We start from the raw sequence: 25,922 nt of genomic DNA on the forward strand, positions 1-25,922 counted from the left end.
GGGTTCCCCCGACCGATCACCAGCGTTCAGGCTTTACCCATGAATGACCTTGTTAACGAGTATCGAGCCATGCCCTGGGCCACGGATCACTTGCCAGATTCAGGCATGAACCATCGCAAATGCGAAATCATCCGGGCGCTTGATTCGGAGGCGAACCAGGGCGATGTCTCCCAGCTGCTGCTTGATGTGCTCCGGGAACCCCTGGAGGTTGACCTGGCGCGCGTTGAGGCCATCCAGGTTGTCGGGCTCTACGTCGATGAGAGCAGCCCCCTGCGCAATGAACTTTTCAACGAGGTCATCCGTATATTCAACAGCGAAGACGAGGATGAGATGCTCCAAGGCTGGGCTGAACGGTATGTGGAGCGCCTGGAGCAAGCTCTGGGCAGCAATGGTTCTTGAGCCGGGCGCGGTAAACCAGAGGCGAGAATATCTGTAAAGACAAAAAGATTTACGCCCAATGAAATCAGGTCGAATGACGTTCCCGGGCAACCCGTGGCTTGAAGGCCATGCCCTCAAGCAGTTTCGGTGGTCCGCCGAGCGCAGGGGCTACGACGTCTGGTTTCACTTCCACTTGGAAACCGAGGATTACGACGCTGAAAGAGATATCGAAGAAGAGGAGGACGAGGACCATCCCTCGGCTTGGGAGGCCCCGGGAGTCTGGTGCAACTACGGCAGTTGCACCATCTCCTCCGACCAGTGGCATCAGGGCGGCTTTCGAGGCTGTTCCCTCGCACAGTTCGCGCCCGGGTCTGTTGATGGACTTCGGCTCCATGTGGACCCGCCTCCCTATGACCTGAAGGAAGCCTATGAAGCGCGTGCATTCCATATCTATCTGCTCGGGCATGATTGCGTGGTGGATCACACAATCGCCTTTTCCCGTGTGGAGGGTACGGACCTGTTCGATATCATCTGGGAAGGCAAGATTGCCCTGACGTATGTGGGTGACTTTGAGCCGAAACATCGCTTTCTTGCCGAGATCAAAGGCGTTCCGTTCCCGAAGGTCATGGATGGCTCCTTATGACACCGGCTACTTCACTCGCTGCATTTGAGCAGCGCCTCTCGCCTGGCGGTCGCCCCGCGGCGGCACTCACAGCCTCCGAAGGCGTGGAAGCCATGCTTGCCTTCTACGCTTCCGAACGATGCGATGGATGCGTCCTCGAGGAAGATGGAGACATGCTGCTCTTTCAGTGGGGCAGCTATAACTGGGGCGACTCGACGCACTTTGAGCTCAACATCACTCGCCAGCTAATGCCGGGTGGCGACGGTGGCGGCGACGAGGATGAAGATGATGACGAGGGCATTCTTCAGCTGTCCCTGACCTTTCGATTCCCACCTACGGCAGAACTCCAAGCCCTGGGAAGCGGCAATGAATGGTGCGCTACGCCGTCTGGCCTGCCCGCATTTCGGGCCTGCATCGATGCTTGCCCCGCTTTCCAACGGGTCGGCAGCCGGATCCCTTCCGAGGTGGTGCTTCATCTCGACCCGGTGTGATCGCCGCCGCACCGGCGCCGAACTGGCGCATGCGGCAGAGCGCGCGCAGCGTGAGTTGGTTCTGTGCTCTTGCTGCAGTCGTGCCTGCATCGACGATGTGTGACGTTAGACACATAAAGTTACTCGTCATGACGTTTCTTTAGCAAGGCTCGTGTCAGCGTAGCGCTGGAGTATGGGCAGTTTTTTCACGCAGGCGATGCATGACTGTTCATGCGTGGCCTCTCATCATTAATAAATCAGGGAGGAATGTGATGTCTACGATGTCCATCGTTATTTCAGTTGCATGTGTGTTTGCTGTGTACTTTGCCGTGCTTTTTGTCTACATGAAGAAAAAAAAGGCCCGCCAGCTCGACGAATTCAAATCAAAGCACTCCGGCAATCCATTGGATGAAAAGCAAAAAAGAGCCCTGGCATTTGGTGGAATCCTGTTCAGCAACCGGTTCGAAAAAATCCTGACCATTCTTCCAGAAGATAGCTTGGACACATACGTTGCCGGGCTCAAGAATCAATGGGAAATCGAGAATTCCAACGACGCCAAAGAGGCGCTCGAAAACCTGCTCAATCTCAATAAAAGCAAAGACATCGATTCCTTCGTCGCAGGCTCGTCAGAGCAGGTCAAGACAGCGCAAAAAGAGATTTCAAAAGAACTGGGTATTCCCCTGGCGACCGTGGAAGCGACGCGGTCGACTTTCGGCTGGGACACCATGAGGGCGGTGTCATTGGCCAGGTGGTGCTATTGGGCGGGCTATCTCACGGAACAGGAAACCTGGGAGTTCATCCACAAAGCCGCGGGCATCGCCAGCACGCTCGGCAAAAGCTGGGAAGACTATACGGTTTCGTTCCTGTTGGGCAGAACCATTCATGGGTTTGACCTGGAAGACATCGGCTCAATGGCCAAATACATCCTGAATGGGAAAACAAGAGGCGATGAGAATACCGATATTTATTTGAAGTATTCGTACAAATAAAACAGCTTGCCTGACCCGGCGCCGGAACTTTGAAGGAGCGCCGGCGCATAGCGCCGCTTCTCGCTAGATTCCCAATCAATCAATGACAGTAAGGGCAATCCGTGCGCAATACCTGCATCGCGATAGCGGTGAGTTCAATTCTCGCCGCTTGCGGTTCGCACGATCCCCAGCCGTTTGAGCGAACGCCACCCGCGCCTGTTGCCTACAACACGGTGGTACTGCCGCCCGTCGTGTACGGGTATTACCAGGGCCGCCAGATGTCTGAGTCCGATGATGCGTGCGGCGTGCCGGACCCATTGCGCCAGGCGGTGCAAGATCGGTTGAAAGCGCGGCATGAAGTGGTGCTTCCCGCGCTGGGTGCCGGCAGGGGTGCGGCCCCTTTGCTGAAAATCGAAATCATGGACATCGTGACCGTCAGCGCCGGCGGCCCCACGATCATGGTCATCCACGCTGTGCTCGAACGGCCGGGACTGCCGGCCGTGCACTTCAAAGGCATGCGCCAGATGCACATTCAGCATTCCGATATCAAGGCGGAGACCACCGAGTGCAGCGCAATGGATGCGGTGATTCAGGGCTTGGGGGCGGACCTTGCAGAATGGATGCTCAAGCCGGTGGACGGGGTGTCTCTGGCGAATGGAGCGTGAATTCCGTCCAATTCATGGAGCTCGGTCCGCGCACGGGGCAACGGCATAGTTGTGCGTGTGGGGGCCCGGGTTCTTCTACAGCCTCGTTAGGCCAAAACTTACTTTCATGCCCACACATGTTGAATTCCGTCGAAATCTGATCCACTGGGGATGCGGACAATTACTTGGACTGGTTATGCCGTAAGTCCAAGTAATTGTCCGCCCCTCCCTCGGGTCAGACTTCAGCGGAATTCAACAGTGTGAGGCTTATTTGAGTTCCGTTGCACTGCGACTGCGCATGTAGTTGTCAAACTTGCTGCCACCCAGTGCGTGCAGGGCGACGGGGTTCCAGACAAAGCTCGCCTCGACATTCACCCGCTGGGGATCCTTGGCTAAGATGGTGTCGTCATCCAGGAAAATGATTCCCGACAGATGCCGGACCACATGACCCACGGTAATGTCCGACTGGAACTTGCCGTTGAATTTGCTCGCAGGTTCTGGCGAGTCCAGGAGTCCGGAGAAAAATTCCTCACCGAACGCTTTGCAGAACTGCATCTTCGGCTCTTTGAAGAGGAAGATGCTCTCGCCAGCCCACGGGAACAGCACGAAGATGATCACGGTCGGCTCAACGCGGGAGAACTTCTTCGCGTGACTGAATAGCAGGCGCTGATGATTTTTCGCGTGGGTGCTCGGTGAATATGTGCTCGCACCGGCTGTGACACCCGCTTCCCACGCAAACTCGTACGACAGATCGGGGATTACTGCGCTGGACAGCTTCCGGGGTCGCACGGTGGTATCGACCCCGTTCACCAGTTCCGCGAGCAGTTGCCTGCGATTCGCCTGATACACCGCGAAGTCGTTATCCTGGTCGTAGGATGGAACGATCGTGAGGCGACGGATTCCCTTGGCGCGGCGGAAGTCATTGAAGACGCCCTCGAGAATGCCGCCGATCTTGTCCGACAGGAGCTTCGTGTCCATCACGACGCCAAGGCCCGGGAGGCTCATGTCGTAATTGGTGTTTTGCATGCCCATCGCAGAGGCCAATGTCTCCTTGGCGGGTACGGTGCGATCAAGCACAATATTTCCGGGGCCGCTGGCAGCCGCTGCTAGGAAGTAGTCGAGCGCCGAGAGCTCAGCATACGCACCATCCCAGCCGGATCCCACGATTCTGTTCACGACGGCGAGTATCTCCTTGCGAAGGCTCGGGTCAGACTGGATCGCGGCATTCAGGCGATGCAGGCGATGCTGGAAATTGGCCTTAAATTCGACAAAGCTATTTGGGCTCGCAAGAGCGCCTATCACGTTGTTCGTATCCGCCACAGACTTGTCGAATTTGGCCGAGCCCGCGCCAAAAATCGTATCGACAAGCGCCGCATAGTGGACCCGGTGCGTGATGCGCTTCGGGTCGATCTCGACGCGGAATTTCTCTAGCGAACGAGTGAGCTTGTCCGTTCCGAGTTCTACGGCAGCTTCAACCGCGTGCTCTAGTCCCACGCTCATCCACCCGCCGAGCTCGATTTGCTGAAGGTCTTCGGCGAGCGATTGCAGCGGCACGCGATGCGAATCGAGCAGGGAGCCAATGAAGTTCTCGTCGATGGCCTTGTGAGCCTTGTCATCGCCGTCGATGGAGTTCAGCATCATGACGAGACTGCGCTGCAGAGGCGACAGCGGATCCATCCATTTCGGGTTGCGCCTGAGCTCAGACGTGACCTTCGGCCATTCATATGCCTGCGAAAGTTCGACTAGCGCGGCCGCGGCTTCTTGGTTGGTCGAGATATGGCCCAATCGCTCCGTGAGCGTGGCGGGGTCCGCTCCACCAATGCGATTGCGAAAGGCGCCCAAAGCGCCGGTAGCGAACTTCAGGAGTTCCCCCGCCAGCGACTTAGTCTGCGTCCCCTGCGCCTGCGCCGTTGTCGCGGCAAGGGGGCCTACCCATCCGGTGAAAATCCCTTGCGGTGAATACGAAGATGCGCGCGCCAGCGCCGGCGAGCGGGTCACGCCGGGCCCACCTAGGGCATCGGCTTGCGCAACGAGCAATTGCCAGCTACGCGCCAACAGCGGCGGACCGCTCAATTCCCAAAACGTGCGTGCGCCCTCATCCGGCTTATGGCTCCCCGTAGCAAGGCGCAATGCCGCTACATCCGGGAAGTTCTTTCCGAGCATGTCGCTCGTATTCGTGATGACTTCCTTGAGCGCTTTGGGATCCCCTGACGTGGCGATCAGGTGATGCGCGGCATAGAGCCCAAGAATCGGGTTCTGGAATTTTCCCTGGTACAGCACATCGAGCGTCTGTGGTGGCACGAACCCCCGCCCGTATGCCAGCGACTTGCGCACCGTCTCTGCGGCTACAAGCTCGGGTCGCGACGGATTGAACGAGCTGCCTAGCGTGTCATAAAAAACAGAGATCCCCGCGAGGTCCGGCTCCATCTGGCCGGAGCTGCCGGGCATGAGGTTTACGTAGACCTGCAGAGCCCAGCCTTTTGCCGCTGGCAACGAGAGGCTGATGTCACCGCTTTTCGTGCTGTACGTCAGGAAGTACGAACCCGCCGCGACGGACGCCGCCATCGCCGAAAACCCGAATCGCAATTTGTCATCATTGATAACCTCGGGCCACGCGACAAGTCCATCGGCCGTGTCACGCACGCTGAACTGCTCGAACACACCTGCATAACTTTGCATCCGCATGTCAGCCCGTGCATCGTGCGGGTCAAAGGGGCTCGGGTCCCGAACACAAACGATGATGCGCGACTCCGCTGTGCCTGCGGACTTGCGAGCTGCATCGATCACGCGTGCAGTTCCGTCTTGTTGGAACTGATGCCGGAAAGAGGAATTGTCCAGCGGTACAGGGCTTTCGAACAGCGGCGCCGCAAGCCAATGAGTGAAGCTATCCGGATCGGGCCGCACTTCCAGCACTGCTTCGGCCTGTTCGTCGCCGACCTTTACCTTCATGACGTACAGACCTGGTCGCACTCGCAAACGCAAGGGTGTCGCGCTGCGCGCGACGAGCTTGAATTCACCGTCCAGCAACAGGATTTCCGCCAGCGGGTTGTCAGTGGTGAGTTCGAGGTCTCTCTCAAAGGTTGACACGGCAATCACCTCCTTCGACCTTGATAGGAGCCTCCTTTGCCGGATCGCTCAGGCGGTAGAGGTACGGACCTGGACGCATGCGCAGTCTCAGTCCCTGCGGCACTCGCTCATGGTGTAGCACGGGCCCGTTGGCCGCAATCGTGTCGTTCGCTGCCCCGGCGAGGTTGAACGTTGCGACTTCCTGGAACTGATTGTCGATCAGGGTTAGTGTGGCGCCGTCGGTGGGCGGCTGTATCCAGACAAACTCTACCGAGGTGCCCTTGCCCACCAGCGGGAAGTAGATTTCCCCGTTCTGTGGCGGCAGCACTTCGGGCTGAGGGGCGGCATCTTCGCCGCAAATCGACTTCCAGCCGTTCCACAGGGCGTTGCGGAGGTCAACGGACGCAATGCCGGCAGCGTCCCGTGAAGGCAACTCCTCCAGCAACTTGACGAGTGCGTGCGTCAGCAGCCCGTGAACGGCACCGCCTCTTTCCGGGATGGCGCGCTCCTGCGCCTTACCGCCCTTGGGGGCCGCGTAGATCGCAAGGAGATGGACTTGGGCGGCCAGGCCGTCGTCGGGCGTGTCGCGATACGGGTGAGGTGTTGGCGTGCGCGCCAGTTCGGAGTCCCGGCAGCAGTCCATGATGAGCACTACTTCCTTGAAGAGAGCCTGGCCTTGTGCCACGCGCGCGAGTTGCGTGCCGAAGAGGTGTGGGTGATACGTCTTCGTGGCATTGGCACAATAAAGAGCGGCTTCGGGTGCGGCGTTCTGGCTGCGGTTGCAAAAGCCGTGACCCGAAAAATAGAGGTACAGCCTTCCGCTCACGCGAGCTCTTCCCATAGCAATGCGTTGTTGCAGCATTTCGTTGAAGATCAGGTCGAAATCGAGCCCCACCGGAGGTGCTTTTCCGAGGTCCACGGGGTCCGGTAGCGGCGAAGGCGTGACGACCTTCCTGATATTGCCGGGGTCCAATCCCGCCCGTTCCGTGAGCCATGTCTCCATCAACGCGATGTCATTCGGCGGCCCGTCGAGGTTGCTGTACCCGGGGTTCGGGTACCAACTGATGCCGGTAAGTATGGCGAAGTCGGCCATGGACTTCAGGCGTAGCCGGACTTGATGATAGAAACCACGCTCGCGAGCGTCGCCGCGTCATTGTCGAAGTCACCGTGCTTCACCGACGCGCTCCCCAGCCCTGGAGCGCCCGCCGCTATCGACCACACGCCGCGTGAAGCCATTGCTGCGAGGTACTGGCGCACGGCATCAACTGCGGGGAACTTCTTGGCGTCCTGGAAGGGCTTGTCCTTCAGGAAACGCTGCATGCCGAGCAGGGGCGCGTCGACCTCCGCCTCTACCACGCCGGACACGAAGTAGAGCAAGGAGCGCGGATAGAGGATGGGCACCAGCACGTCGTCCCTCTCCTTCTCATCCTGCATCGCGAATATGCGTACGTTGCTCATTGCCTTCGCATGCTCCTGCATGACCTTTGCGAACTCATCGGTCACGCAGGCAGGGGCGAGCAAAACGATGTCGTACACGAGATCGGGTGCGACCACTGCCGATGCGCGGATCCAGTTGATGATGTAGACGGCACCAGTACTGTGGCCCACCAGCACCACGCGTGGCGGAACTTCACCCTTAACGATGCGCCCGGCCCAAGCCTGGAGAATCACGTTGCCGGCACCGGTCTCGCCCACAAATGCGTCGGCCGTGTCTTTTTTCATCTGCCCCCACGCTATGCCACCGGCCTTTGCGAGATAGGCGGCGCGGAGCACTTCTTCAATCACGGTCACGTACACACCATGGTCTCGGCCTGAGATGAGGCGGCGTGTCACGGCCATCACAACCTTCGCGATAAACTTGGCGGTGGCCACCCAGCTGAGTACACCCTTGGTGGTGATGCCGTGCGAAGCGGCGCCGCCGGGTAAAAGCTGATCCAGCGCAGCATCGTCAACCAACACACGACTGATGGGACGTGGCGTCGTCGTCATGCCCTTGGTGGTCGCGCCGGGCGTACTGGCCGCTGCGGCGGCAAGGCCCGCGATCGTCATCTCGAAGGTGGGATCGTTCGGGAGTTCGGCTTCAATCTTGAGCGCCAGATCCTCCTCATCGGGCTCGGCATTCTTTAGACCGATGGCAGCGGCAGGTTTGGAGTCCACAAGTGGAGGCTGCGGGGAAGTGCCCGCGAACCACGCATCGAAGTCCTGCCGGTACTGGTCCACATCGATCGCCTTGCCTGCGGCACTTTTTGTACCGGCCTCGGGCGCGCCCTCGCGCAAGACCCATTCTCCTACTTTCTTCACTAACTCCTGGAAGACCGGATCTTGCAGAATGTCGCGCCAATTGTTGCGCAGCGTCTCGATTAGGCCCGCTTCCCACACTGAGAAGATCGGGTAGGCGCCCGCCTTAGTCGCGTAGGTCTCGTAGAGGCGTTCCGCTCCTTCGCGTGCGGCCTTCTCGTTGACGAGGCCACCGTGGAAGTGCATGACGATGGGGCCTTTCTTGGTGAGCCCATAGTCCCAAGCTTGCAATGCAATGCGCTTCGCGTCGTCTACGCTGGTGCGGCTGCGGCCGAGTTGGCCGGAGCCGGAATGGATGATGTGGTCGCCGGGGACTGGCATGATTCCTCCTCGAGGGTCTTTTGTTGATGCGGCGAGAGCCGCCAACGGCATTTGTGGTTCAGTTTAAGAGCGGAACAGGCGACTGTCATCCTGCAATGAGAGGAGTCGCGTCTCAATCGGAAGCGCACCAATTTCAAAGATTCCCAAGAAGCGACGCACTATAGTGTGGTTAATGGCGAGCGAGCCAGGAGTGGCAAGGGTGCTTCAACTGTCAGGGGACGATCGTTCATGATCTGGCGACAGGAAAGTTTGCCCCCGATCTGGCCAATCTCCAGACGTTTCGCAAGGCCTACGATAGTCTCAGGCCTCTACTGGAAAAGCGACTTCGCCGTTAATCTTCGAAAAGAACAAAAAAGCCCAACTGATCGCCAGTTGGGCTTTTTGCTTTGTTGTGCCGATCTTTTGGCCTCATCCGCTGAAAAGCGAAATGAGGCATAGATTGGCCGAGACTTAAATGAAGTTAACGGCAGATTTTTGGAAAGACTATGGGTTAAGTGGCAATGCTCCCCCGCCGGCCTACATATTCCGCCGGTACTGCCCACCCACCTCAAACAGCGCGTTCGTGATCTGCCCCAGCGAGCAGACACGCACGGCCTCCATCAGCACCTCGAAGACGTTGAGGTTCTCGATCACGGCCTGCTGCAGGCGTTTGAGCATGGCCGGTGACTCGTCCGCGTGGCGGCGGTGGAAGTCGTCCAGGCGCTTGAGCTGGCTTTGTTTTTCTTCTTCGGTGGAGCGGGCCAGTTCGAGCTTGTCCTGCACCGCGTCGCCGTGCGGGTTGCGGAAGGTGTTGACGCCGATGATGGGCAGCTCGCCGGTGTGCTTGAGCATCTCGTAGTGCATGGACTCGTCCTGGATGCGGCCGCGCTGGTAGCCGGTTTCCATGGCGCCCAGCACGCCGCCGCGCTCGGCGATGCGTTCGAACTCCAGCAGCACGGCTTCTTCGAGCAGCTCGGTGAGTTCCTCGATGATGAAAGCGCCCTGCGAGGGGTTTTCATTTTTGGCCAGGCCCCATTCGCGGTTGATGATGAGCTGGATGGCCATGGCGCGGCGCACCGATTCTTCGGTGGGGGTGGTGATGGCTTCGTCAAATGCGTTGGTGTGCAGCGAGTTGCAGTTGTCGTAGATCGCGATCAAGGCCTGCAGCGTGGTGCGGATGTCGTTGAACTGGATCTCTTGCGCATGCAGGCTGCGGCCCGAGGTCTGGATGTGGTATTTCAGCTTCTGGCTGCGTTCGTTGGCGCCGTACTTCTCTTTCATGGCCACGGCCCAGATGCGGCGCGCGACGCGGCCCATCACGGTGTATTCCGGATCCATGCCGTTGCTGAAGAAAAAGCTCAGGTTGGGCGCGAAGTCGTCGATGTGCATGCCGCGCGCGAGGTAGGCTTCGACGAAAGTGAAACCGTTGGACAGCGTGAAGGCCAGCTGGCTGATCGGGTTGGCGCCGGCTTCGGCGATGTGGTAACCGCTGATGGAGACGCTGTAGAAGTTGCGCACGCGGTTGTGCACGAAATACTGGGCGATGTCACCCATGACTTTCAGGCTGAACTCGGTCGAGAAGATGCAGGTGTTCTGGCCCTGGTCTTCTTTCAGGATGTCGGCCTGCACCGTGCCGCGCACGTTTTCCTGCACCCATTCGCGTATCTTGGCGGCTTCGGTCGCTGTCGGGTCGCGGCCGTTGTCTTTCTGGAATTTGGCGATGTTCTGGTCGATCGCCGTATTCATGAACATCGCGAGGATGGTGGGCGCCGGGCCGTTGATGGTCATGGAGACCGAGGTCGAGGGGTTGCACAGGTCAAAGCCGTCGTACAGCACCTTCATGTCGTCCAGCGTGGCGATGGACACGCCCGAGTTGCCGACCTTGCCGTAGATGTCGGGCCGCAGCGCCGGGTCGTTGCCATAGAGCGTGACCGAGTCGAAGGCAGTGGACAGCCGCTTGGCGGCCATGCCCTCGCTGAGCAGCTTGAAGCGGGTGTTGGTGCGGAAGGGATCGCCTTCGCCGGCGAACATGCGGGTCGGGTCCTCGCCCTCGCGCTTGAAGGCGAAGGTGCCGGCGGTGTAGGGGTAGCTGCCGGGCACGTTGTCCAGCATCAGCCACTTGAGGATTTCGCCGTGGTCTTCGTATTGCGGCAGCGCCACCTTGCGGATGGTAGTGCCGGAAAGCGATTTGGTGGTCAGCGCGGTGCGGATTTCCTTGTCGCGGATTTTGACCACGTACTCATCGCCGGCATAGGCGGCCTGCATGTCGGGCCATTGGGCCAGCAGGGCGCGGGCGTCGGCGTCCATGCGGGCCTTGCGATGGCCGGCCAGGTCCAGCGCAGCCTCGGCGGCGGGCGCGCGGTCGGGCTTGTCGATCTTGAGCATGGCGGCTGCCGCCTTGAGCTGCTGCACTTCGCGCGCCAGCTGGGCCTGCGCGCGGGCGCGTTTTTTGTAGCCGCGCACGGTGTCGCTGATCTCGGCCAGGTAGCGGGTGCGCGCGGCGGGCACCACGGGTGTCTGGTTGGTGCTGTGGCGCACCTCGGCCGCGGGCAGCACGCCGCCCTCAAGCGCCAGGCCCAGCGCGGCCAGGCGCGGCTTGAGCGCCTGGTAGAGCGCGGTGACGCCGTCGTCGTTGAAGCGCGCGGCCATGGTGCCGAAAACCGGCATCCTGTCGGCCGGCGTGCTCCAGGCTTCCTTGTTGCGCTGCACCTGCTTGGAGACGTCGCGCAGTGCGTCGAGCGAGCCCTTGCGGTCGAACTTGTTGATGGCGATGAACTCGGCGAAGTCCAGCATGTCAATTTTTTCGAGCTGACTGGCCGCGCCGAACTCGGGCGTCATCACGTACATGGGCACGTCGACGTGCGGCACGATGGCAGCGTCGCCCTGGCCTATGCCCGAGGTCTCCACGACGATCAAGTCAAAGCCTGCGCATTTGCAGGCGGCGATCACGTCGGGCAGGGCCTGGCTGATCTCGGAGCCGAAGTCGCGTGTGGCCAGACTGCGCATGAAGACGCGTTGGCCGCTGTCGGCGTTCTTCTGGCCGGCAACGGGAACGGTCCACGGCGAAATAGCATTCATCCGGATGCGGTCGCCCAGCAGCGCGCCACCACTCTTGCGGCGAGATGGATCGATGCTGATGATTGCCACGCGCAGCTTGTCGTTCTGGTCCAGGCGCAGGCGGCGTATCAGTTCGTCGGTGAGCGAGGATTTACCGGCCCCGCCTGTGCCGGTGATGCCGAGCACAGGGATCTTGCGGGTGGCGGCCTGGGCGCGCACCTTGTCGACCAGCGCTGCATCGGCTTTGCCGTTCTCAAGCGCGGTGATCAGCTGGGCCAGCGCCCGCCAGTTCATCTCGCCGTGGCCTTCAATGGCCTTGACGTTTTTGGGCGCGAAGCCGGTCAGGTCCTTGTCGCAGCGCATGACCATTTCGCCGATCATCCCGGCCAGGCCCATCTTCTGGCCGTCTTCGGGGCTGTAGATGCGGGTGACGCCGTAGGCATGCAGTTCGCGGATCTCGGGCGGCACGATGACGCCGCCGCCGCCGCCGAACACCTGGATGTGCTCGCCGCCGCGGCTCTTGAGCAGGTCGACCATGTACTTGAAGTACTCGACGTGCCCGCCCTGGTAGGAGCTGATGGCGATGCCCTGGGCGTCTTCCTGCAGGGCGGCCGTCACGACCTCGTCGACGCTGCGGTTGTGGCCCAGGTGGATGACCTCGGCGCCCATGCTCTGCAGGATGCGCCGCATGATGTTGATGGCCGCGTCATGGCCGTCGAACAGGCTGGCGGCAGTGATGAAACGCACCTTGTGGGTGGGGCGGTAGCTGGCGAGCGCTTTGTATTCAGCGGACATGTCGGTCATGGTTGTCTCCGGGAGGGGCGGGTCGGCGCCCTCGCTCACTGTAGTTGACGTTTACGTAAACGTCAATCTTACTCCGTAAGCGGAGGCTGTTCAAGCGCCCGCCCGGGCGGGGGGTATTCGAGGGGAAGCGGGGGCGCGGCGGGCGGCCCCGCGAAAGGGGCCTGCCTGCCGTTCAGCCGCCGCCGTACAGGAACTTCGGCAGCCAGAGCGTCATGCCCGGCCAGACATACATGAACACCATGCACAGGATCACGATCAGCATATAGGGCATCATGCCGGCGAAGATCTGGTTCAGGGTCACGTGCGGCGGGGAAACGCCTTTGAGGTAGAAGGCGCTCATCGCGACCGGCGGCGACAGGAAGGCCGCCTGCAGGTTGACGAAGACCAGCACGCCCCAGAGGATGGGGTCGATCTGGAAGTGCGCCAGCAGCGGAAGGAAGATGGGCACGAAGATCACGATGATCTCGGTCCACTCCAGCGGCCAGCCGAGAATGAAGATGATGGCCTGCGATACCAGGAGGAACTGCAGCGGCGTCAGCTCCATGGACAGAACCCATCTTTCGATCACGGCCTGGCCGCCCAGCAGGGCGAACACAGCCGAAAACAGCGCTGAGCCGACAAACAGCCAGCACACCATGGAGGTGGTCTTGGCGGTCAGGAAGACCGCTTCCTTGATGCGCTGGAAGTTCAGGGTCTTGGCGTGCCAGGCCATCAGGAAGGCCCCGGCCGCGCCGACCGCCGCCGATTCGGTGGCCGTCGTGATGCCGAACAGGATCACCGCCAGCACGACGAAGGTCAGGATGGCCAGCGGCATGACGGACGACACCAGCATGCGCAGGATCTCGAATTGCTCTGCGTCGAACTTCCAGTAGTACCAGGCCAGCAGCAGCAGCGTGATGCCGCAGGCGATCCAGAAGCCGGTGAAGAACATGGCGGGAACGGCGGCGGTGTGCGGGCCCTCGGCCGACGGGTCGCCAAACTGTTGCATGGGCTCGTCCCTGGCGGGGCCGGCGGCCGGCTCCTCGATGGCGCCAGGCGGGGCCGAAAGTTCCTGCAGGCCGCTGGTTTCGGCCGGCGGTTCCTGGATACCACCGGCAGCCGGCGGCGCCTGGACAGCCGCTGCGCCGGGGGCCTCCTGCAGGCCGCTGGTGCCGGCTGCGGCGGGAGCGGGCGCCTGGGCCCGCTGGGTGACCTGCGCCGCGGCGCTGGCGACGTTGTCTTCCTGGGAGTGGATCACGACATACCACCACACGGCGCCCAGGGTGATGGCCGACAGCGCCAGCGGCACCAGCGCCAGGCCCAGGCTGCGGGCCAGCAAACCCCGGGAGATCTTCATGCCGTCCACGCCGGCTTTCAGGGCGCGGCCGGGCGACGCGGTGGCGGCCAGCAACGCGGGCAGCATGCGGCGCGAATAGGCGCCGGCGACGGCGTGAAGCCAGGGCGGCACCGGCACCTGCTGCTGCTCGGGCGGCAGCCTGGGCGCGATCTTCGGGTTGATCAGTACCCAGCCGATGATGTAGACGAGGTACAGCAGCGCCAGGAAGAAGCCGGGGAACATCGCGGCGGCATACAGCTTGACCACCGACTGGCCGGCGACCGCCGCATACACGATGATCATCACCGAGGGCGGGATCAGGATGCCCAGCGTGCCGCCGGCGGTGATCACGCCGGCGGCCAGCCGGGTGTCGTAGCCGGCGTTGAGCATGGGCCGCATGGCGATCACGCCCATCAGCACCACCACCGCGCCCACCAGGCCGCTGGCGATGCCCCAGAAGGTGCAGATGATCAGCGTGGTGACGGCCAGCGAACCGGGGACGCTGCGAAACGCGAGCTGCACGCTGTGGAACATCTTGTCCACCAGCGCGCCGCGTTCCATCACGTAGCCCATCAGCACGAACAGCGGGATGGATAACAGCGTCTCATTGGTCATGGCCCCGAAGGCGCGCTGCACCATGAGGTCGAAGATCTTGTTGTCGAGCCAGTGGGCCGACGGGTCGTAGAAAGCGACGAAGCCGAACATGATGCCCAGCCCCATCAGGGTGAAAGCCGTGGGGAAGCCCAGCATGATCACCACCACGATCAGGCAGAGCATGGTCATGCCGAGTGCTGCGTTGCTCATCATTTATCCCTTCATCCCTTTGGACTTTTCGATGGCGAGCTGCTTGGCGTCCTCATCGACGAATTCGCTGCCGGCCAGTTGCTGGGCCACGACGTCGGCTTCCTCGGCGTCCTTGAGCCGGGGTGTCCATGCGCCGGTCCTGATGCACACCACGCAGCGGATCATCTCGGCGATGCCTTGCATCAGCACGATGGAGCCGGCCAGCGGGATCACGAATTTGAAGGGGTAGAGCGGAATCGGGTCGGCGTTGAAGGTCTGCTCGTGGATGGACCAGGAGTCGTTGAAGTAGGTCCAGCCGGCCCAGGTCAACGCGGCGATGCCCGGCACGAAGAACAGGAGGTACAGCACCAGGTCCAGCGAGGCCTGGGTGCGCGGCTTCATGCTGCCGTATAGAAAGTCTCCGCGTACGTGGCCGTCGTGGGCCAGGGTGTAGGCGCCGCCCATCATGAACAGGGTGCCGTAGAGCATGTTGTTGGCGTCAAAGATCCAGGCCGTCGGCGCATTGAGCGCATAGCGCTTGAAGACCTCGGCGCAGACCAGCAGCATCAGCGCCACGATGAGCCAGGCAAAGGCCTTGCCCACCCAGGTGCTGATGGCGTCGGCGGTGTGAAGGAGACGTTGAACGTTCATGGCGGTTCCGGTGGCAGGCTGCGACAAAGAAAAGCAGCCATCCAGGCGGAACCGGATGGCTGCTGTACTTCAGGCTCAAGCGCTGGCGGTCAGGCTTTTTTGCCGGAAAAATAATGGTTGTAGGCCATCTTGAAGTCGACGGAATAGTCGTTGTGCCAGGACACGGCCCGCTGGGCGAAAGCCTTTTGCGAATCCAGCACCTTCTTGAACAGCGGGTTCTCGCCGGCTTTCTTGGCGATGGTTTTGTCCCAGGCGTCCAGCTGGGCCCTCAGCACGGCATCCGAGGTCTTGTAGAACTTGATCCCCTGCTTCTTCATCTCGATGTAGTCGGTCGAGTTGCGGTCTATCATTTTCCAGCTCATGTCGGCGCTGGCCGCTTGCACCGCATAGTCGATGATGGATTTGAGCTCGGCCGGCAAGGCGTTGTATTTGGTCTTGTTGAACAGGATCTCGAACTGCTCGCCGCTCTGGTGGAAGCTCTGCAGCATGCAGTTCTTGACCACGTCCGGAAAACCCAGTATCCGGTCGGAGGTGGCGTTGTTGAACTCGGCCGCATCGATCAGGCCGCGGTCCAGCGCCGGCACGATCTCGCCGCCCGGCAAGGGATTCACCGCGGCGCCCATCAGCGTGAACATGTCCACGGCCAGTCCCACCGTGCGGTATTTCAGGCCCTTGAGGTCCTCGGCCTTGGCGATGGGTTTCTTGAACCAGCCCAACGGCTGGGTGGTCATGGGGCCGTAGAGGTAGGACACCACGTCCATGTTGATGGTCTTGTAGATTTCCTCGAGCAGAGCCTTGCCGCCGCCGTAGTTGTGCCAGGCCAGGACCATGTTGGAGTCCATGCCGTAGCCGGGGCCGGAGCCCCACAGGGCCAGCGCCGAATTCTTGCCGTAGTGGTAAGCCACCACACCGTGGCCGCCGTCCAGCGTGCCCTTGTTCACGGCTTCCAGCAGCTGGAAGGCCGGCACCACCGCGCCCGAAGGCAGCACTTCGATCTTCAGGCGGCCGCCTGCCATGTCGTTGACCTTCTTCGCGAAGTCATTGGCGAATTCATGGAAGATGTCTTTGGCCGGCCAGGTGCTCTGGAAGCGAAAGGACGTTGTCTGCGCCATGGCGACCATCGGGGCGGACAGGGCGCCCGCGGCAATCGCGGCGCCTTTCAGCAGGCCGCGCCTGCGGGGGCTTTTGCTCTCGGTCATGACTTGTCTCCTGTTGTTTGGGAAAGTAAGAACACTAAGAACACTCATCATTCCGTCTTGCCCAAGCCTTACAAAGAGGGTTTCCACCAACGCAGGCGGCTGATTGGCGTTTCGATTACCCCCGATCCGGGTGAAACAGTTTTGGCCTCACGGGCGGGAATCCCGCGGCGACCTTCAGCCTCAGCGGACTTTCAATCCTTCAAGCGCGGGGTCGCCGGGCGGAAAGCGTAGGCCCAGCTGCACCAGCGTGGCGCGCACCACGGTGGCGATCATCAGGTTGCGGTGGGTTTTGGAATCGGCGGGCACCACCGTCCATGGCGCCCAGGGTGTGCTGGTGGCGCGCAGCAGGTCTTCGTAGGCTTGCTGGTACTGCTTCCACTGCTTGCGCGCCTCCAGGTCGTCCGCATTGAATTTCCACTGCTTGGCCGGGTCCTCGAGCCGCGCCTGCAGGCGTTCGCGCTGCTCATCGCGGCTGATGTGCAGCATGAACTTGAGGACCACGGTGCCGGTCTGCGCGAGCAGGCGTTCGAAGTCATTGATGTGCCGGTAGCGCTCGGCTGTCTGCGCCGGCGTGATCCAGCCCTTGACGGGCGGCACCAGCACGTCCTCATAGTGGCTGCGGTTGAAGAGGGTGATCTCGCCGGCCGCGGGCACCTGCTGGTGGATGCGCCACAGGTAGTCGTGCGCGCGCTCCGCTTCGTTGGGCGCCCGCCAGCTCACGGTGTGCACGCCCAACGGGCTGATGCGGCCGAACACACCGCGCAGCGTGCCGTCCTTGCCGGCGGTGTCGGTGCCCTGAAGGATGACCAGCAACTTGAAGCGCTTGTCGGCATAAAACAGGTTCTGCAATTCGTCGAGTTCGGCCGCCAGCGTGTCGACCAGGGTTTTGTCCTGCTGCTTGTCGCCGCTGGAAAAAGGCTTGGCGGCCGGGTCCAGGCCGGCCAGCGCCCAGGCCTTCGCTTTTTTGCCGGACGGCGGCAGGCCGTCGGCATCGGTCTGCGGCGGCTGCCATCGGGACAGCAGCCTAGCCAGGGTCTTGAGGTCCGCCTTGCCGGCCGAGGCGTCGGGAAAAAGGGGAATGTCTGTGCGGGTAGAGGGCATGGGGTCTCCTGTGTCCGGCTGAATGGCTGGGACGGCTCGTCGCCGTCCGTTGTGATTGTGCATGGCGCTTGGCTTTTGCGGAGTGATGGCTATGACGCCTGGCTTTTCTCCCTGCTGTTGCCGGGGGCGACGGCCCGGGAATAAACTTGGCTTGGCGGTTTCATCCGCCGCCGGCTCACTTCACCACTTCATCGCTTCACATTGACAGGACAGGCAACGCCATGACAAGCCCCACATCCGCGGACACTTCCTCCCCGCTTCAAGTCCGGCCGGCCGCCGGTTATGCCGGAGACATACCGGCGCGCCTGGCGCTGCAGTGGATGCAGTCAGGCGAGGCGGTGCTGGTGGACGTGCGCACGGACGCTGAACGCGAATGGGTGGGTTATGTGCCGGGCGCCGTGCCCCTGGCATGGAAGCAGTGGCCGGGCATGGCGGTGAATGCGGGTTTTGATGAGGGGCTGAAAGCGGCCGTGCCTGCCGGCAAGAAAGCCGTGCTGCTGTGCCGCAGCGGCGTGCGTTCGGTGGCGGCGGCCAAACGCGCGGCGGAACTGGGGCTTGAGGCCTACAACATCCTGGAAGGCTTTGAAGGCGACGCCGACGAACAGGGGCAGCGCGGCCGCAAGGGCGGCTGGCGTTTTCAGGGCCTGCCGTGGAAGCAGGGCTGAAGCACCAGAAAAACCCCGCTAAACCGGGGGAAATTTGTACCTTTCGTAACTTCAACCTGTAAGGGGATGGCGTACGGGGCTCATAAAAATGAAGTGAATAGTTCACACCACGACATCTGAGATTTGTTGTATGGAGGTACCCCCTGTCAGTTCTGACAGGGGGTAACACGTATCAATTTGTTTGAGCGCTTTCAATGGGGTTCTTCTTTCCAACGGAGCTCCCCCATGCAAGTACTCGAACGCGAACTGTCACCCGCCGTCAAGGCGCCTAACAACCCCGCCCTCGGCTCCCGCCTGAGCGAACGCATCGCGCGCGATTTCAAACCGCGCTGGGACCAGCAATGGGGCGGGAAATTCATGCTCCATGGGCGGACACCCGACTCCAATGCCATACGCCTGGACGGCAACGATTACCTGAGCGTGACGGGGCATCCGCAGATCGTGCATGCCCAGGTCGAGGCCTTGCGCAAGGAACAGGAGTTTGTCGTCCAGTCGGGCGTCTTCCACCTGAACCAGCACCCGACGCACACGCTGGAGATGGCGCTGGCCGGCTGGGTCGGCAAGGACGACGGTTTTATCTGCCAGTCGGGCTACGCGGCCAACGTCGGCCTGCTGCAGGCGATTGCCGACGCGCAGACGCCGGTCTACCTGGACACCCTGGCCCACGCCTCGCTCTGGGAGGGCGCCCACGCGGCGCGCGCGCCGGCTTTCGCCTTCCGCCACAACGACCCGGCCCACCTGGCGCGCATGATCGCCCGCAACGGCCCCGGCATCGTGGTGGTGGACTCGGTCTACAGCACCACCGGCGCCGTTTCCCCGCTGGTGGAGATCGTGGACGTGGCCGAGCAGAACGGCTGCATGATCCTGGTCGACGAGTCCCACTCGCTGGGCACGCACGGGCCGCAGGGCGCGGGCCTGTGCGCCGAACTGGGCCTGACCGACCGGGTGCACTTCATCACCGCCAGTCTGGCCAAGGCCTTCGCGGGCCGCGCCGGTTTTTTCACCGCGCCGGCCCACATGCGCTACTACATCCTGTGTTCGAGCTTCCCCAACATCTTCAGCTCCAGCCTGTTGCCGCACGAGATCGCCGGCCTGGCGGCCACGCTGGACGTGATCCGCAAGAGCGACGACGCGCGCGTGCGCCTGCATGCGAACACCCGCCGGCTGCGCGGCTCGCTGAGCGAGCTGGGCTACCCCATCCACCAGGGCACCCAGCAGATCATCGCGCTGGAAGTCGGCTCGGAAAGCGACACCATGGTGCTGCGCGACCGGCTGGAGGAACGCAACGTGTATTCGTCGATGTTCTGCGCGCCGGCGACCAGCGCCAAGCGCGCCATGATGCGCATGACGCTGAACGCCGGCTTGACGGCTTCCGAGCTGGACCACGTGGAAGCGGTGGCCCGGGAGATCGCGCCCATCGTGAAGCCCTGGGATTGGCCGATCGCGCGGCGCGCCCGGGCCGGGCAGGCCGAGGCATGACGCCATGGCCGCACGGCCCCGGCGCGGTCCGCGTCAGTCTTGTAGCTGTCTTTCGCCGGAGGTGGCGATAAAACGCTCGTGGCTGGTCATGAAGCCCGGGCTGAAGGGCTCGCCGATGCTGAAAAGCGCGGCGTGGAGCACGGCCTCGCCGGAGGAGATCGCGAAAGCCTGCCGCGGCTGGGGCTTCTGGCCGCCGCCCAGCGCCAGCTGCAGCTCCAGGTCTATGAGTTTTTTGCCCACGGCCACGTCCGCCACGGTGGCCGCATCCCAGCCCTGGGACTCGGCGATTTCCGCGAGTTCGCGCAGCTTGCCCGCCGGCTCCAGCTGCAGCCAGCTGGCGCTGCCCTTGCGGTCCAGCGCCAGCACGCCGAAAGGCGCGCCTATGACCACATGTTCTATCCAGCCCTGGCGCAGCGCGAGGTTTTCAAGCTCCTGCGCGATCGTGGGCTCGCACAGCAGGGCGTGCTGCTCGCGCGACAGCGTGGAGCGCCAGGTCTGCTGGTGCCGCCCGTCGGGTTGGCGCAGCAGCGCCTGGATGGCGTCGGTCAGGCGCAACCGGATTTCGGGGGATTGCTTTGGAATGAACTGCTCGATCAGCCCGCGGTTGAAGGCCGACACGGCGAGCTGCTCGTCGGCGCGCCCGGTCAGCAGCACGCGCGCGCCGGACCAGCCCGTCAGCTCGCTGAGCACCCGCAGCCCGCTCATCGCCGGCATCGAGTAGTCCACCACGCAGACCTGGGTGAGCGCAAAGCGCGCCGTGCCGTCTTCGCGCCAGTACTGCAGGATTTGCGGGATCAGGGCCGAGCCTTCGCGCCAGCGGTTGATGATCTCCTGCTGGCGCCAGGCGTCGGCTTCCCAGCGGGCCGGCTCCTTCAGCAGCAGCTCTATGCAGGCCACCGGGCGCAGGAACAGGCGTACATACCAGTCCAGCGGCATGACTTCAGCCAGCATTTCAAGATAGTCCGGGTCGTCGTCCAGAAAGACCACGCCTCCCGGCCGGCGGTAGAGTGCAAAGGACATGTTTGTCGTTTTATGGAAGGTTGTCAAAAGCAGTCATACAGTTGCAAAAAACAGGCCGTCAAGGCGCGATGGGCAGCTCAATGGTAAAAACGGCGCCCACGGCAAACTCGGATTTCACATGAATGTTGCCGCCTGCACTTTGTACCACTTGCTGGCAAAACGCCAAACCCAGGCCGTGGCCGGTGCCGCGGTTGCTGGAGAAAAAAGGCTTGAAAATCTGCGGCAGCAGGGCGGCGTCTATGCCCATGCCCTCGTCCGCGACGATAATGCGGCCGCGCCCCTGCGCCTGGCGCACCTCGATGCGCAGCGCGCCGCTCGGGTATTTGGAGTCGGCGGCCATCAGCGAATGCAGGGCGTTCTTGATCAGGTTGTCCAGCACCTGGGAAAACTGGGTGGCCGAGGAACGGAAACTGAAATCGTCATGAAGGATGACCTTGACGCAGTCGCGCTGGCGGCTCGACTGGTAGGGGTAGCCCACCACCACTTCCTGCACCACCTGGCTGGCCAGGACCCGTTCGGTGTAGCGCGGCAGCTGCAGCAGCTTGGCGTTGGCGATCTGCGTGTCGATCTGGTGGTTCATGTTGCGCACCAGGGCGTGCAGGCGCAGCGCGAGCTTATCCAGTTGCTGCGCGCGCGGGTTGTCGGGCTGGCGCTGCACCTCCAGCTGGATCGCGTCGCCCAGCAGGGCCGCCGTCGACAGCGGCGTGCGCAGTTCATGCGCCATGATGCCGATGGTGGTCAGCGTGCTGGAGAGTTGCTCCCGCCGCAGGTTGGCAGAGGACAGGTTGAGCACCAGGGCGATCGACCAGGCAAACGCGAACACCACCGCGTGCACGGCGCGCTGCTCCGTCGGCAGCAAGGGAACCGCGGGACCGATGGCCATGAAGGCCCCGAAGGCCAGCAGGCCTCCCGTGATGGTGCCCAGCGTGGCCAGGCGCCAGTCGGTCACGTGGTAGTAGATCAGCACCATGGCCGCCATGGTGGCCAGCCATACCGTGCTGCCGCTGTTGCACAGGTACATCCAGCTGAACAGCACCGGCAGCTCCACCCAGAACACCAGGCCGAAGACCCTTTGCGCCAGGCGGCTGCCCGGATCGTGGTTGACGCGCCGCGTCATCAGGCTGTAGCCCAGCAGGCTGGCGCCCACGCGCAGAGGCAGGTTTTCGTAGGGCTGGGGCAGCCAGGCCGACCAGATCCAGGCGAACAGGGCATTGCCCGAGAAAAAAGAAAGCCCCAGCCACCACAGACGCCGTGGCGATGGATGCAAAATGGGCTCCAGCGGGGCGAGTACCAGTTCTTCCCGCAGCCACTGGAGCAAGGGACGCTGTGCCAGCCACGCATGAAAGCGGGCGCTCCTCACTTTAGAAATCTCTCCAGCACAACAGGGAACCTGACCGATGATGCATTTGACATGTGACTGTATTGTCCCGGTTCTTTTTCCGTCAAGCTAATGCTGTTACCTGCCAACTTTGACAGCGTGAGCCTGGACGGCGTCATCAGCGACTGGCTGAGCGCCCTGCGCGAATTCTCCGTCGAGGCCCTTATGGTGCTCGGCCCCGACCCTTTTGCGGGCCAGGAGGACCGGCTGGTGCTGGCCATCCACCCGCCTCGCCTGCTCGATGCGGCCGAAGCCCTGGCTGAAAGCCGCGACTTCGGCGCGCCCTGGCGCGACTCCGACGCGCCCCTGGTGGCCTGGCAGGATATTTCCAAATCGGCCTTCGAAAACCTGGGCCGCTGGCGCCGGCTCTGGCTGGCCCACGGCTACCAGAGCGTGGTTCGCATCGCCTTCCCCGTCACCGTGGGGCGCGCTTTCGAGTGCTACCTCTTCAGCCCGCGCCAGTGGCACGACCGCAGCGAGGCGGCCCTGCTGGCCTGGTCGGCGCTCAACATCTGGCCGCTGCTCAAGCGGGCGCTGGCCGAAGCGCGCAGCCCGCTGAGCCCGCGCGAGCTTGAGTGCCTGAGCCTGGCCTTCCAGGGCATGACCGCGCGTGAAAGCGGCGAGCAGCTGGCCTGTAGCGAACGCACCGTGAACTTCCACCTCTCCAATGCCATGACCAAGCTCAGGGTCGACAACAAGCTGGCCGCCATCCAGCGCGCCTGCTGGTTTGGCTTGATTTGAGCCGGTATTTTCCGTAAAGCCCTACTGGAAACCCCTAGGCGGCCGCTCGGGGCCGTGCGCCAAACCTGTTCATAATCCGCCAAATGACCTTTCTAGCGCTTGATGTGGGTAACACCCGCCTGAAATGGGCCCAGTACGAGGCGCCCGCGGCGGGTGCCAGGCTGCTGGCGCAGGGGGCGGTGTTCCTCGAAAACATCGACAAGCTCGCGGAAGAGGAGTGGAATGCGTTGCCCGTGCCTACGCGCATCCTGGGCTGCATCGTCGCCGGCGACGCCATCAAGCGGCGCGTGGCCGAGCAGATGGAGCTCTGGGACGTGGCGCCGCGCTGGGTCGTCTCCAGCCCGCAGGAAGCGGGCGTGAGCAACGGCTACGACCACCCGGCCCGCCTGGGCGCCGACCGCTGGGTCGCCATGATAGGCGCGCGGCATCGCCTGCTGGCGCGCGGCGTGCAAAAGCCCTGCGTGGTCGTCATGGTCGGCACCGCGGTCACCGTCGAGGCCATAGACGCTTCCGGGAAATTTCTGGGCGGCATCATCCTGCCGGGCCACGGCATCATGCTGCGCGCGCTCGAGTCCGGCACGGCCGGCCTGCATGTGCCCACCGGCGAGGTGCGCGATTTCCCCACCAACACCAGCGACGCGCTGACCAGCGGCGGCACCTTCGCGATTGCCGGTGCGGTGCAGCGCATGGTGGAAAACATCACGCGCCATTGCGGCGAGACGCCCGAATGCATCATGACCGGCGGCGCGGGCTGGAAGATGGCCCCCAGCATGTCGGTGAAATTCGAGCTGGTGGATAGCCTGATATTCGACGGTCTTCTGGAAATCGCTTCCCGCCGCTTCGCTCCTTAGGCGGTGTCACCCCAGGGGAGCATCAGTGTCACGATGGAAAGTTTGGCGAATTCCGGCACGAATTCGTCAATGATGCGCTGCGGCTCCGGGCACAGCGTGCTGTCGGTGATCACGCCGAACTGCACGCCGCCGCCGTAGCTCAGGATGGACACGCCCAGGCCCACGTCACCCGACTGCGGCACCCAGAACATGCTTTGCTCCAGCGTGGAACCGCAGAACTTGAGCTTTTCGCGCGGGCCCGGCACATTGGTCATGACCGCCGTGGTCTTCTTGGCGAAGAGGTTCAGCATCACGTCCTGCGCCGGCTTGATCAGCAGGCCCGCCACCGCCAGCAGGCTGAAGGCCAGCAGCGGCTGGTAGCTGCCCTTGAGCGCGGCCATGCGGCGGCGCACTTCGTAGACACGCTCGATCGGGTTGTCCACGCCTATGGGCAGCACCAGCGGCACCAGGCCGAAGCGGTTGCCCAGCTTGTGCGCCTGGTCGAGCGGCCGCAGGTTCACCGGCACCATGGCGCGGATTTCCTGGCCCGCCACCTCGTCGCCGAAAGTCTTCAGGTACTCGCCGAGGGCGCCGGCCACGCAGCTGAGCAGTACGTCGTTGATCGAGCAGTTGAGCGCCTTGCCCACGGCCTTGACCTCGTCCAGCGGAATCGGCTGGCACCAGGCCACCTTCTTGGCGCCGCCGGGCTTGCCCTTGAGCCGGGTTTTGGAATCGTCGGGCATTAGGGCCAGCGCGGCGCCGTCCTTGAGCACCTGCATCAGCACCTTGGCCATGTCGAAGGAGCCGCTCATGCCTTGCTCCATGCCTTTTTTCGGGTCCCCCAGCATGCCCAGCGAACGCGCCGCGCCTTCGCCCACCGCGCCCAGCGCCTTGACGGTGATGTCGGTGAAAGGCTTGAGCAGGGTGTCGGCGATCCAGTCTTCCGTGCCCGCGGCCGCCGCGGCCTTCTTGCGCCGCTCCGGCGGCGGTGCGCCGCCGTCGACCAGCGACATGGTCACCGAGATCAGCGCGATGCCGTCGGCGATGCAGTGGTGGATGCGCACGATCATGGCGCTGCCCTTGACGCCGTCGGGCCCGGTGTAGTCCTCGATCAAATGGATTTGCCACAGGGGGCGTTTCGGGTCCAGGCGCTGGGTGGCGAGTACCGCCACGCGGTCCTGCAGGGCCTGCTCCTGGTTGGCTGATTTGGGCAGTTTCTCGGCCACCACGTGTTTGGCCAGGTCGAAGTTGCGGTCCATCACCCAGGTGGCGCCGGCCGCGTCTTCCATCACGCGCTGCTTGAAGCGGTCGTACTTGAGCAGGCTGTTTTCAATGCGTTCGCAGACCGCCGCGTGCTTGACGCCCGGCGCCAGTTGCCACACGCCCACGATCATCATGAGGTTGGCGTCGTTGTCCATGCGCAGCCAGGCCGTGTCGACCTTGCTCATGCGCTCACCCGAAATGCCCAGGGTTCCCGAGACGGCCCGCTTGACGTTCTTCTGGACGTTTTTTGCCACTTTCCGGCCGGCGGCCTGGGCGGTAACGCGTGTAACCATGAGCACTCCCAAATGCAAAACTGCTGCGAATCCACCCCGGATGGGGTAACTTCCCTATTTTGCGGGTAACCGCCTCGCTAAGATACCGGGCAGTTACCCCAAGCACCGTCATTGGTGACCCACTTCTAAAAACGGAGATCCCCTTATGTCAGACCTGAAAGCAGCCTTCGACAAAGCCATGGCCGATTCGAAAAACCTCAGCGAGCGTCCTGACAACGCAACCTTGCTGAAGATCTACGCGCTCTACAAGCAGGGTAGCGTTGGCGACAACGGAGAGAAAAAGCCCGGCTTTGGCGACATGGTTGCGCGTGCCAAGTGGGATGCGTGGAATGGTCTTAAGGGTACTTCGCAGGAGGATGCGATGCAGCAGTACATTGATCTGATTGCTGATTTGAGCTGAGCCTTTCAGGCACGGATTGGCCGGTCTTGCTCCGGCCTTTGCGCGCTCTGCTGAGGGTTGCTGGCCGGGGGTAGCCCGGCGGCTACTCACTTTTCTTTTGCTTCGCCAAAAGAAAAGTAAGCAAAAGAAAAGGCGACCCTGGTTGCTGCGTCCCTTCGCTGCGCTACGGGCAACCTGCGGTGCTCGGTTCAGGCGGG

At 62.5% G+C, this 25,922-nt stretch carries 21 protein-coding genes; 10 read left to right on the forward strand and 11 right to left on the reverse strand.

The annotated features are described in order from the left end of the window. The first annotated feature begins 39 nt into the window (after positions 1 to 39). From AC1D1F_RS04655 to AC1D1F_RS04675, 5 genes are all read left to right on the forward strand, one after another. On the forward strand, positions 40 to 399 hold the full coding sequence (locus tag AC1D1F_RS04655; protein WP_477675710.1) for a hypothetical protein: 360 nt from the start codon (positions 40 to 42) through the stop codon (positions 397 to 399). 58 nt (positions 400 to 457) lie between these two features. Continuing rightward, positions 458 to 1,021, forward strand: coding sequence for a hypothetical protein (locus tag AC1D1F_RS04660; RefSeq protein WP_477696069.1), 564 nt, complete (start codon positions 458 to 460; stop codon positions 1,019 to 1,021). A gap of 92 nt (positions 1,022 to 1,113) precedes the next feature. Beyond that, a complete protein-coding gene (locus tag AC1D1F_RS04665) occupies positions 1,114 to 1,491 on the forward strand; it encodes a hypothetical protein (RefSeq protein WP_477675708.1) in 378 nt (125 codons plus the stop codon). Between the two features lie 251 nt (positions 1,492 to 1,742). Continuing rightward, the gene (locus AC1D1F_RS04670) at positions 1,743 to 2,459 is read left to right on the forward strand and encodes a DUF1266 domain-containing protein (protein WP_477675707.1); all 717 of its coding nucleotides are present in this window, start codon (positions 1,743 to 1,745) and stop codon (positions 2,457 to 2,459) included. A gap of 101 nt (positions 2,460 to 2,560) precedes the next feature. After that, positions 2,561 to 3,103 carry a hypothetical protein gene (locus AC1D1F_RS04675; protein ID WP_477675706.1) on the forward strand — a complete coding sequence of 181 codons (543 nt, stop codon included), beginning with the start codon at positions 2,561 to 2,563 and terminating at the stop codon, positions 3,101 to 3,103. 246 nt (positions 3,104 to 3,349) lie between these two features. On the opposite strand, the gene AC1D1F_RS04680 is transcribed toward AC1D1F_RS04675, so the two are convergent. The 8 genes from AC1D1F_RS04680 to AC1D1F_RS04715 all read right to left on the reverse strand — a co-directional run bounded on the left by AC1D1F_RS04680 (position 3,350) and on the right by AC1D1F_RS04715 (position 17,656). Further along, a complete protein-coding gene (locus AC1D1F_RS04680; protein ID WP_477700660.1) occupies positions 3,350 to 6,169 on the reverse strand; it encodes a hypothetical protein in 2,820 nt (939 codons plus the stop codon). Next, positions 6,156 to 7,241 (reverse strand): caspase family protein, encoded by a 1,086-nt coding sequence (locus AC1D1F_RS04685; RefSeq protein ID WP_477675704.1) that lies wholly within the window; start codon positions 7,239 to 7,241, stop codon positions 6,156 to 6,158. Before AC1D1F_RS04685 ends, AC1D1F_RS04680 begins: the two co-directional genes overlap by 14 nt. Before the next feature lie 5 nt (positions 7,242 to 7,246). Then, on the reverse strand, positions 7,247 to 8,767 hold the full coding sequence (locus AC1D1F_RS04690) for a hypothetical protein (protein ID WP_477675703.1): 1,521 nt from the start codon (positions 8,765 to 8,767) through the stop codon (positions 7,247 to 7,249). A 516-nt stretch (positions 8,768 to 9,283) separates the two neighbouring features. After that, complete coding sequence (gene icmF, locus AC1D1F_RS04695; RefSeq protein ID WP_477696067.1) at positions 9,284 to 12,607, reverse strand: fused isobutyryl-CoA mutase/GTPase IcmF; 3,324 nt, start codon at positions 12,605 to 12,607, stop codon at positions 9,284 to 9,286. A 172-nt stretch (positions 12,608 to 12,779) separates the two neighbouring features. Next, positions 12,780 to 14,726: a TRAP transporter large permease gene (locus AC1D1F_RS04700; protein ID WP_477700661.1), complete on the reverse strand. Its 1,947-nt coding sequence runs from the start codon at positions 14,724 to 14,726 to the stop codon at positions 12,780 to 12,782. 3 nt (positions 14,727 to 14,729) lie between these two features. Continuing rightward, complete coding sequence (locus AC1D1F_RS04705; protein ID WP_477675699.1) at positions 14,730 to 15,356, reverse strand: TRAP transporter small permease subunit; 627 nt, start codon at positions 15,354 to 15,356, stop codon at positions 14,730 to 14,732. A gap of 89 nt (positions 15,357 to 15,445) precedes the next feature. Beyond that, positions 15,446 to 16,555: a TRAP transporter substrate-binding protein gene (locus tag AC1D1F_RS04710; RefSeq protein ID WP_477653688.1), complete on the reverse strand. Its 1,110-nt coding sequence runs from the start codon at positions 16,553 to 16,555 to the stop codon at positions 15,446 to 15,448. A 180-nt stretch (positions 16,556 to 16,735) separates the two neighbouring features. Continuing rightward, positions 16,736 to 17,656 (reverse strand): PPK2 family polyphosphate kinase, encoded by a 921-nt coding sequence (locus tag AC1D1F_RS04715; protein ID WP_477696065.1) that lies wholly within the window; start codon positions 17,654 to 17,656, stop codon positions 16,736 to 16,738. Between the two features lie 221 nt (positions 17,657 to 17,877). On the opposite strand from AC1D1F_RS04715, the gene AC1D1F_RS04720 reads away from it, so the two are divergent. Next, positions 17,878 to 18,321, forward strand: a complete 444-nt coding sequence (locus AC1D1F_RS04720; RefSeq protein ID WP_477677921.1) for a rhodanese-like domain-containing protein — start codon at positions 17,878 to 17,880, stop codon at positions 18,319 to 18,321. 225 nt (positions 18,322 to 18,546) lie between these two features. Next, the gene (gene cqsA / locus AC1D1F_RS04725) at positions 18,547 to 19,800 is read left to right on the forward strand and encodes an alpha-hydroxyketone-type quorum-sensing autoinducer synthase (RefSeq protein WP_477677922.1); all 1,254 of its coding nucleotides are present in this window, start codon (positions 18,547 to 18,549) and stop codon (positions 19,798 to 19,800) included. A 33-nt stretch (positions 19,801 to 19,833) separates the two neighbouring features. Here the strand turns inward: cqsA and AC1D1F_RS04730 are convergent, their stop codons facing one another. Then, positions 19,834 to 20,820 (reverse strand): response regulator, encoded by a 987-nt coding sequence (locus tag AC1D1F_RS04730; protein ID WP_477696064.1) that lies wholly within the window; start codon positions 20,818 to 20,820, stop codon positions 19,834 to 19,836. Positions 20,821 to 20,878: 58 nt separating this feature from the next. After that, the gene (locus AC1D1F_RS04735) at positions 20,879 to 22,087 is read right to left on the reverse strand and encodes a sensor histidine kinase (protein ID WP_477700662.1); all 1,209 of its coding nucleotides are present in this window, start codon (positions 22,085 to 22,087) and stop codon (positions 20,879 to 20,881) included. Positions 22,088 to 22,270: 183 nt separating this feature from the next. Here AC1D1F_RS04735 and AC1D1F_RS04740 point away from each other — a divergent pair, with 183 nt between their 5' ends. Both AC1D1F_RS04740 and AC1D1F_RS04745 read left to right on the forward strand, forming a co-directional pair. Then, positions 22,271 to 22,939 carry a helix-turn-helix transcriptional regulator gene (locus tag AC1D1F_RS04740; RefSeq protein ID WP_477677925.1) on the forward strand — a complete coding sequence of 223 codons (669 nt, stop codon included), beginning with the start codon at positions 22,271 to 22,273 and terminating at the stop codon, positions 22,937 to 22,939. Positions 22,940 to 23,022: 83 nt separating this feature from the next. Beyond that, a complete protein-coding gene (locus AC1D1F_RS04745) occupies positions 23,023 to 23,790 on the forward strand; it encodes a type III pantothenate kinase (protein WP_436156772.1) in 768 nt (255 codons plus the stop codon). Here AC1D1F_RS04745 and AC1D1F_RS04750 read toward each other — a convergent pair. Further along, positions 23,787 to 25,325, reverse strand: a complete 1,539-nt coding sequence (locus AC1D1F_RS04750) for a wax ester/triacylglycerol synthase family O-acyltransferase (RefSeq protein WP_477677926.1) — start codon at positions 25,323 to 25,325, stop codon at positions 23,787 to 23,789. The two genes, AC1D1F_RS04745 and AC1D1F_RS04750, sit on opposite strands and share 4 nt — an antisense overlap. Before the next feature lie 145 nt (positions 25,326 to 25,470). Here AC1D1F_RS04750 and AC1D1F_RS04755 point away from each other — a divergent pair, with 145 nt between their 5' ends. Next, positions 25,471 to 25,725: an acyl-CoA-binding protein gene (locus tag AC1D1F_RS04755; RefSeq protein ID WP_477677927.1), complete on the forward strand. Its 255-nt coding sequence runs from the start codon at positions 25,471 to 25,473 to the stop codon at positions 25,723 to 25,725. The last annotated feature ends 197 nt before the right edge of the window (positions 25,726 to 25,922 follow it).

Source organism: Polaromonas sp. P1_H6 (assembly GCF_056405195.1).

Excerpts from the sequence above, each read along its gene's own strand:
- AC1D1F_RS04655 (WP_477675710.1), top strand. The coding sequence starts at position 40 with ATGAATGACCTTGTTAACGAGTATCGAGCCATGCCCTGGGCCACGGAT.
- AC1D1F_RS04660 (WP_477696069.1), top strand. The coding sequence starts at position 458 with ATGAAATCAGGTCGAATGACGTTCCCGGGCAACCCGTGGCTTGAAGGC.
- AC1D1F_RS04665 (WP_477675708.1), top strand. The coding sequence starts at position 1,114 with ATGCTTGCCTTCTACGCTTCCGAACGATGCGATGGATGCGTCCTCGAG.
- AC1D1F_RS04670 (WP_477675707.1), top strand. The coding sequence starts at position 1,743 with ATGTCTACGATGTCCATCGTTATTTCAGTTGCATGTGTGTTTGCTGTG.
- AC1D1F_RS04685 (WP_477675704.1), bottom strand. The coding sequence starts at position 7,241 with ATGGCCGACTTCGCCATACTTACCGGCATCAGTTGGTACCCGAACCCC.
- AC1D1F_RS04690 (WP_477675703.1), bottom strand. The coding sequence starts at position 8,767 with ATGCCAGTCCCCGGCGACCACATCATCCATTCCGGCTCCGGCCAACTC.
- icmF (WP_477696067.1), bottom strand. The coding sequence starts at position 12,607 with ATGACCGACATGTCCGCTGAATACAAAGCGCTCGCCAGCTACCGCCCC.
- AC1D1F_RS04700 (WP_477700661.1), bottom strand. The coding sequence starts at position 14,726 with ATGAGCAACGCAGCACTCGGCATGACCATGCTCTGCCTGATCGTGGTG.
- AC1D1F_RS04705 (WP_477675699.1), bottom strand. The coding sequence starts at position 15,356 with ATGAACGTTCAACGTCTCCTTCACACCGCCGACGCCATCAGCACCTGG.
- AC1D1F_RS04710 (WP_477653688.1), bottom strand. The coding sequence starts at position 16,555 with ATGACCGAGAGCAAAAGCCCCCGCAGGCGCGGCCTGCTGAAAGGCGCC.
- AC1D1F_RS04715 (WP_477696065.1), bottom strand. The coding sequence starts at position 17,656 with ATGCCCTCTACCCGCACAGACATTCCCCTTTTTCCCGACGCCTCGGCC.
- AC1D1F_RS04720 (WP_477677921.1), top strand. The coding sequence starts at position 17,878 with ATGACAAGCCCCACATCCGCGGACACTTCCTCCCCGCTTCAAGTCCGG.
- cqsA (WP_477677922.1), top strand. The coding sequence starts at position 18,547 with ATGCAAGTACTCGAACGCGAACTGTCACCCGCCGTCAAGGCGCCTAAC.
- AC1D1F_RS04730 (WP_477696064.1), bottom strand. The coding sequence starts at position 20,820 with ATGTCCTTTGCACTCTACCGCCGGCCGGGAGGCGTGGTCTTTCTGGAC.
- AC1D1F_RS04740 (WP_477677925.1), top strand. The coding sequence starts at position 22,271 with ATGCTGTTACCTGCCAACTTTGACAGCGTGAGCCTGGACGGCGTCATC.
- AC1D1F_RS04745 (WP_436156772.1), top strand. The coding sequence starts at position 23,023 with ATGACCTTTCTAGCGCTTGATGTGGGTAACACCCGCCTGAAATGGGCC.
- AC1D1F_RS04750 (WP_477677926.1), bottom strand. The coding sequence starts at position 25,325 with ATGGTTACACGCGTTACCGCCCAGGCCGCCGGCCGGAAAGTGGCAAAA.
- AC1D1F_RS04755 (WP_477677927.1), top strand. The coding sequence starts at position 25,471 with ATGTCAGACCTGAAAGCAGCCTTCGACAAAGCCATGGCCGATTCGAAA.